The following is a 6393-nucleotide window of genomic DNA, read 5'->3' as shown; positions in this document are numbered from 1 at the left end:
TCAGAACGACGGTGCGTTTCCTCGGGGTGCTCATAGGCTGATCGAGCCTCTGTAGATGACGCCGGTGTCGCGTCGCGGCACGATACGGCCGATCGGCGTCACCGTCTCGCCGGCTTCCTGCAGCACGGCCGCGACTTGCGCCGCTTGGCCCGAAGCCACCGCCAGGATCATGCCGATGCCGCAGTTGAAGGTGCGCATCATCTCTTCCGGCGCCACGCCGCCGGTCTTGGCCAGCCAGGAGAATACCGGCGGCACGTCGATGGCCTGCAGGTCGAGCTCGGCCGAGAAATCCTTGGGCAGCACGCGCGGAATGTTTTCCGGGAAACCGCCGCCGGTGATGTGGGCCAGCGCCTTGATGCCATGCGTGTTGCGGATCGCCCTGAGGATCGACTTGACATAGATGCGCGTGGGTTCGAGCAGAGCTTCGGCCAGCGTCGCCTGATCGTTGAACGGCGCGGTGTCAGTCCATGCCAGCCCGCTCGCCGCAACGATGCGGCGCACCAGCGAGAAGCCGTTGGAGTGCACGCCGGAGGAAGCGAGTCCGAGCAGCACGTCACCCTCGACGATGTCGTCGGTTGGCAGAAGCTGGCCGCGCTCGGCCGCACCCACGGCAAAGCCGGCAAGATCGTAGTCATTGCCGTGATACATGCCCGGCATTTCAGCCGTCTCACCGCCGATCAGCGCGCAGCCGGCCTGACGGCAGCCTTCGGCGATGCCGCCGACGATCGATGCGCCCTGGTCGGGATCGAGCTTGCCGGTGGCGAAATAGTCGAGGAAGAACAGTGGTTCGGCGCCCTGCACGACGATGTCGTTGACGCACATGGCGACCAGATCGATGCCGATCGTGTCGTGCTTACCGGCATCGATGGCGATCTTGAGCTTGGTGCCGACGCCGTCATTGGCGGCAACCAGCACCGGATCGGTGAAGCCGGCCGCCTTGAGGTCGAACAGGCCGCCGAAACCGCCTATCTCGCCATCGGCACCGGGCCTGCGGGTGGCGCGCACCAGCGGCTTGATCTTCTCGACCATGAGATTGCCGGCATCGATATCGACCCCAGCCTCGGCATAGGTGAGCCCGTTTCTGCGCTCGGCCTTTGTCTGCTGGCTTGTGTCGCGCTTGCTCATCGCAATGTTCCTGCTCGTTTGCGGGCTCTTCGCATGAATGGTTTCGGCCTGCAAGGACAACGGCGGAACCGGTAGGTGTTTGGCCCGACAAAAGCGTGGATAGCGTTTCTGCCGTTTGTGGCAAAACGACCCGGCGCCGGCCATATTCTGGTTGGAGATCGGCGCGACACTGAACCACGAGGATGCCATGAAACGCTTTTTCGGCGCGGTCCCTGGCGCAGCGCCTGGCCGTCACCCGGACAAGGACTATCGGGTCGAAAGCCTGCTTCCGGGAAGGAGTACGACGACTCCGGCTAGCTACCTGGTCGGAGCGGCATTGGCCTTGTTGCTTGCCGTGCTGGCGCCGGTGATTGTCCTGCTCGTTGGGCATCCGCCGGTAGGTTCCGGCGCCGCGACGGCAGTTGTCGTCTTTCTGATCGTCTTCACCCTGCTGATGTCCGCCATTGCCATCATAAGCGGCCGGAAGGGCATGCGCTGGCGGGGCGCCCGTCGTGATTACAGCCTCGCAACCGGCAGGCAGGATCTCGGCTATTTCGGGGTTTGGGACGGCCGCGGCGAACTTACCGACGAGGAGGTTGTCCGCCAGGCCGAAGAACAGGTGCGTATCAACAGCGGCGGCCCGTCGGCATAGATCGGATCCCTGGCCGTCGGTGCTGATTATTGTCTGGTGTAGTCCGAGCCATTGATCGTCAGCACGGCGTCCGATCCTTGCGGTTCAAAGAAGCTCAACATCTTGACGTTGCCATCGTCGCCATCGAGCGAAATGTTGTAGCCTTCGATCTCGTAACGGCCGGTCGTGGATGGCGCATCCTTGGAACTGATGACGCCGGAGTTTTCGTTGGTGACGTTGGCTCCGGCCCAGCCGCTGGTGCTGAAGCGGCCATCGCTTGCCAGACCGAGCGTGCGTTGCACGGCGACGCTGCCCGATTGCCCGCCGCTGCTGCCGGCGGCGGCATAGCTATAGGTCCAGCTTCCCGAAAGTCTCGTTCCCTTTTTCAGCGGCGCCACTTCTTTCCAGGTATCATCCCCGATGCGAAGATCCTTGCCGCTGGCGGCGAGGTTGCGCTCGTCGGTTGAGAAAATGCCGTAGAGGTCGGCGAGTTTCATCATCGCGATCCGGTTGGGCCTGCTGAAGAAGCCGCCGCCCTTCAGCTGATAGGTGCCGCAAGCCAATGGCTTCTCGCGACAGTAAGTGCTCAGGTCCTGTCTGGCTGGCGGAATGGCGTTGCTGAAGAGGCCGCCGGCATCAAACAGCGTGACCCTGTTCTCGGAGTAGAACATCATCCCGCCGAAACCATTGGCCCGCATTCCACTGGTGAAGTTCGTATAGAGGCCGCTCAGGCCGCCGGCATCCTTGGGCGGCACCAGGATTGTCCCCAGGGCGGCATCCTCCGGCGCCATGCGCCAGGACCGCACCATACGCTGGAAGGTCGCATCGACTTCGGCCTTTGCATCGTCGCCAAGATTGATCCGGGTCAGTGTGGCAAAAGCGCGTCGTCCCCGGCCTTCGATGCCGACCACAGCCTGAGACAGGCCGAAGTCGCCACGGTGGGCACAGCACCATTCCTTGATGGTGATTGCGTCACCGGACAGGGTAATTCCATGCGATTGCCACAGCGGCGAGTCCCTGGCGAGCTCCGGCACGCCGGCAATCAGCGCATCGAAGCCAGCCGCGATATCGCCTTTCGGCGGCACAGGTTTCTGGAAGCGGATCAGCGCTCCGCCCGGCGTGTCGCCCGCCCGCCTGGCGGGAAATTTTTTCGTCAGCACCAGGCCGTCGGCGGCGAGTGCTTCCGACCAACCATGCGCGGGTTCGGGCTCGTCGAGCATCAGTCCGCTGGCAAGCGGGGCCGCGGTCGCCGGCGAGGGGCCGGCCCCGATGAGGGCGATCGCGACGATGCCAACGCATATGCCGAAGCGGCGGACGATCTCGATCATCCCGGTTGTCCCTTTTGACGATGCCGCAATGCTCACGGTTCTTCCACCGGCTTCCACAAGGTTTGCGACTTGTCGACGCGGCTCAGCAAGGAAGCGGTGCCGTCCCGTTCCAGCCGATAGGTCTCCTCGATCCCGAAATGCGCGGTGCCGCCGAAGCAATCGCGACCGACACCCAGCACGGTGAAACGATGACGGGCCGGCTCGGTGGTCAGAGTGAAGCTTGTTTCAGGGCAGCAGTCTGAAACGTCGTAGAGAACGGATCGGGGGGATAGTTCGATTGTTATGTCTCGGTTCCGGCCATCGGTGTCGGTACGGCGTGAAATCAGGTTCGGACAGAATTTGCGCAGGGCCGGGGAGGGCAGGCCTGCCTGCTCCACCGTCGGAGCCTCTTTTGCCAGCCTGGGCTTGAGCAGGAGGCATTGGCCCGCGCCGATGCGTTGGCCGTCGCTGGAAGCGCAATGATTGTCTTTCCCCTTTGCCAGGGCAGGTTCCGGCGCTGCAAGGGCGGCCAGCGCAAGCAGACATCCCGACATCAACGCGGCCGCCGGCGATCTCTTCCGCTCAGGCCGGCTATGATCGGGGTTGTGGAATATCACGCTGCCGTTTCGCATGGCCGGACGTTTGGAAGCAAATGTGGTAACTCGATGACTGTTCGTATTGCCTCGAAAAGCCGGTTGTCTGGAATGGCGGCGGGGCACGACAAGGGAGGCGTCGATGGATACCGGCGGTTCGGCACCGCAAACCGGCGGCAGACAGGAGTGGCTTCGCTTTCTCGGGGCTGCCTGCGTTCCGCTGGTGCTGATCTGTCTTTGGCGATCCTCCCTGGCTGTGCCGTTGCGGCCAGCGTTCGAACTGGGCATGCCGTGGCCGTTGCTGGTCAAGGCGTGGCTGCCGGAAGGAGTGCTCCTTGGCGCCATCGCCTTTCTCGCGCAGCGCACCTTCACCAATGAGCGGCCATCCGGATTCGCCATCAGATCGTTCCTGTTCTATCTCACGCTCTGGCTGTTGATCTGGTGCCTGACGGTTCTGGCGCCGGGATTGGTGGTTGCCGGACCGTTGGCAGCGCAGCTGGCGCCGCTGAAGGATTTGGCGCGGATTGGCGGTCTCATGGGCGCCGTGGTCGGCGGTGGGCTGGCCCTGGCGTTCATCGGGCTCTATGGTGCGCTCGATCTCGGTCTGATGCTGGCCGGCGCCATGGTCGCGGCGCGGCTCGCTCCCGGCATGACACGGCTGGCGACATCCCTGCGCTTCGGCCAACTGGACCCGCGCGAGGCCAGCGGACTGAAGCCGTTGCTGTTGTTCGGCGCGCTCTACTGGATATGGTCCATCGCGTCGGGGATGCTGTTCAATCCCGACCTGGCTGCCATTGCCGATCCCGTCGGCGGCGTTGCCCTGCTCGGATTGTGCGCCAATCGGCTGCGTCAGGCCGGTTCCGATGCTCCGAATCCGGACATTGTCGCACCTCGCTTTTGAAATCGGGCGTTCACGGAGGTCGGACGGGTCTCTGCGCCAGTCTCGCCCACAGGCTGCAAAATCGCCCTGCCGGCGGCTGAATCATGCCGGTGAGCTTGCGGCCTGGATGGGTGCCCATCATCTATGCCCTAGAAGAGGACGGGCCGAGAATTTGACCATCCCCAACCTGATCACCATCCTGCGGCTGATCCTGGTGCCTGCCGTGGTGTTGGCCATGCTGCAGGCGCATTGGGACTGGGCCTTCGCAGGCTTCGTCGTTGCCGGCGTTTCGGACGGCGTCGATGGTTTCATCGCGCGCCGTTACAACCAGCAGTCCAGGCTCGGCGCCTATCTTGATCCCATGGCCGACAAGCTGCTTCTGGTTTCGGTATTCGTCGTCATGGGCTTCATCGGGCAGTTGCCGCTGTGGCTGGTCGTCACCATGGTGTCGCGCGATGCGCTGATCGTCTGCGCGGTCCTGTTGTCCACGGTGATGGCCCATCCGGTCGAGATAAAACCGTTTCTGGTGTCGAAGGCCAACACCGCCGTCCAGATCGTGCTGGCGGCGGTGGTGTTGGGCGAACTTGCCTTTGCGGTGCATCTCGACCCTTTGCGGCCCGCCCTCATATTGCTGTCCGGGGTCTTGACCGTGGCTTCGGCCGCGGCCTATCTCGTGGCTTGGCTGAGACATATGAGCGGCTATGGCGAAAGCTCCAAGACAGACACCTGAGGAAGCCTGGACGGCGACCTCCAGCACCGCGTTCCGCCGCCAGCTTGCGTTCTGGCTGATTGCGGCCGTGCTGCTGGCATTGTTCCTCTATGTCTTCTCGGGCATCCTTTTGCCGTTCGTCGCCGGCATGGTGCTCGCTTATTTCCTCGATCCGGTCGCCGACTGGCTGCAGCGGCTCGGCCTCTCCAGGCTGATGGCCACGGTGGTCATCCTGATCGCCTTTATCGTCATTGTCGTGCTGGCCTTCGTCATCCTGGTGCCGGTGCTGGCGACGCAGATGGCGGATTTCGGCCGCAAGCTGCCGGAGTATCTCACCCGGCTGCAGTCGCTGATCACCAGCTTCGACCCGAAATGGCTGGAGCAGCGGTTCGGCGTCAATGCGGGTGGCCTGCGTGATGGGCTGAACTCGCTGCTGACCTCCGGCTTCAGCCTGCTGACCACCGTCTTCACCTCGATCTGGAGTTCGGGCGTGGCGCTGGTCTCGGTGGTCAGCCTGTTCGTCGTCACCCCGGTCGTCGCCTTCTACATGTTGCTCGACTGGGACCGGATGGTGGCCACGGTCGACAGCTGGGTGCCGCGCGATTATGTCGAGACCGTGCGCGCACTCGCCCGCGACATCAACACCGCCACCGCCGGTTTCGTGCGCGGGCAAGGCACGCTGTGCCTCGTGCTTGGCGCCATGTATGCGACAGGTCTCACAATCACCGGCTTGAACTTCGCCATCCTGATCGGTTTCTTTGCCGGGCTGATCTCCTTCATCCCCTATGTCGGCTCGCTGACGGGCCTGGTGCTCGCCGTAGGCGTCGCCTTCGTCCAGTTCTGGCCAGACTGGACGATGGTCGTGGCGGTGGCCTGTGTGTTCTTCGTCGGCCAGTTCATCGAGGGCAACATCCTGCAGCCCAGGCTGGTCGGCAAGAGCGTCGGCCTGCATCCCGTATGGCTGATGTTCGCGTTGTTCGCCTTCGGCGCGCTGTTCGGCTTCGTCGGCCTGCTGATCGCCGTTCCCGCCTCGGCCGCGGTCGCCGTGCTGGTGCGGTTTGCCATTGCCCGCTATCTCGAATCGCCGCTCTACAAGGGCCATGGCGACGCGGCCCCGCCGCTGCCGGCAGATCGCGGCGGGGGCCATCGCTCGCAGCCGCGTCGCTGAA

The 6393-nt window shown here is 63.8% G+C and carries 7 protein-coding genes; 4 read left to right on the top strand and 3 right to left on the bottom strand.

Translation table 11 applies throughout. The features are described from left to right. Nucleotides 1-30: 30 nt before the first annotated feature. Complete coding sequence (gene purM / locus J0I79_RS22940) at nt 31-1125, bottom strand: phosphoribosylformylglycinamidine cyclo-ligase (RefSeq protein ID WP_292864367.1); 1095 nt, start codon at nt 1123-1125, stop codon at nt 31-33. Between the two features lie 187 nt (nt 1126-1312). On the opposite strand from purM, the gene J0I79_RS22935 reads away from it, so the two are divergent. Next, the gene (locus J0I79_RS22935; RefSeq protein ID WP_292864365.1) at nt 1313-1756 is read left to right on the top strand and encodes a hypothetical protein; all 444 of its coding nucleotides are present in this window, start codon (nt 1313-1315) and stop codon (nt 1754-1756) included. 26 nt (nt 1757-1782) lie between these two features. Here the strand turns inward: J0I79_RS22935 and J0I79_RS22930 are convergent, their stop codons facing one another. Together J0I79_RS22930 and J0I79_RS22925 are read right to left on the bottom strand one after the other, a co-directional pair. After that, nucleotides 1783-3063 (bottom strand): hypothetical protein, encoded by a 1281-nt coding sequence (locus tag J0I79_RS22930; protein ID WP_292864363.1) that lies wholly within the window; start codon nt 3061-3063, stop codon nt 1783-1785. Between the two features lie 32 nt (nt 3064-3095). After that, complete coding sequence (locus J0I79_RS22925; RefSeq protein ID WP_292864360.1) at nt 3096-3944, bottom strand: hypothetical protein; 849 nt, start codon at nt 3942-3944, stop codon at nt 3096-3098. On the opposite strand from J0I79_RS22925, the gene J0I79_RS22920 reads away from it, so the two are divergent. From J0I79_RS22920 to J0I79_RS22910, 3 genes are all read left to right on the top strand, one after another. Beyond that, nucleotides 3922-4536 (top strand): hypothetical protein, encoded by a 615-nt coding sequence (locus tag J0I79_RS22920; RefSeq protein ID WP_292864357.1) that lies wholly within the window; start codon nt 3922-3924, stop codon nt 4534-4536. The genes J0I79_RS22925 and J0I79_RS22920 overlap by 23 nt on opposite strands. A gap of 151 nt (nt 4537-4687) precedes the next feature. Continuing rightward, on the top strand, nt 4688-5245 hold the full coding sequence (locus tag J0I79_RS22915) for a CDP-alcohol phosphatidyltransferase family protein (RefSeq protein ID WP_292864354.1): 558 nt from the start codon (nt 4688-4690) through the stop codon (nt 5243-5245). Continuing rightward, nucleotides 5217-6392 carry an AI-2E family transporter gene (locus J0I79_RS22910; protein ID WP_292864351.1) on the top strand — a complete coding sequence of 392 codons (1176 nt, stop codon included), beginning with the start codon at nt 5217-5219 and terminating at the stop codon, nt 6390-6392. The genes J0I79_RS22915 and J0I79_RS22910 overlap by 29 nt, the downstream gene beginning before the upstream one ends. Nucleotide 6393 lies beyond the last annotated feature (1 nt).

This window comes from Mesorhizobium sp., from assembly GCF_017306585.1.
Lineage (GTDB): Bacteria > Pseudomonadota > Alphaproteobacteria > Rhizobiales > Rhizobiaceae > Mesorhizobium.
This window is presented reverse-complemented; position numbering and strand designations above follow the sequence as displayed.

Bases quoted from the DNA above. Each gene is read 5' to 3' on its own strand.
- purM (WP_292864367.1), bottom strand. From the start codon at position 1,125: ATGAGCAAGCGCGACACAAGCCAGCAGACAAAGGCCGAGCGCAGAAAC.
- J0I79_RS22935 (WP_292864365.1), top strand. From the start codon at position 1,313: ATGAAACGCTTTTTCGGCGCGGTCCCTGGCGCAGCGCCTGGCCGTCAC.
- J0I79_RS22930 (WP_292864363.1), bottom strand. From the start codon at position 3,063: ATGATCGAGATCGTCCGCCGCTTCGGCATATGCGTTGGCATCGTCGCG.
- J0I79_RS22920 (WP_292864357.1), top strand. From the start codon at position 3,922: ATGCCGTGGCCGTTGCTGGTCAAGGCGTGGCTGCCGGAAGGAGTGCTC.
- J0I79_RS22910 (WP_292864351.1), top strand. From the start codon at position 5,217: ATGGCGAAAGCTCCAAGACAGACACCTGAGGAAGCCTGGACGGCGACC.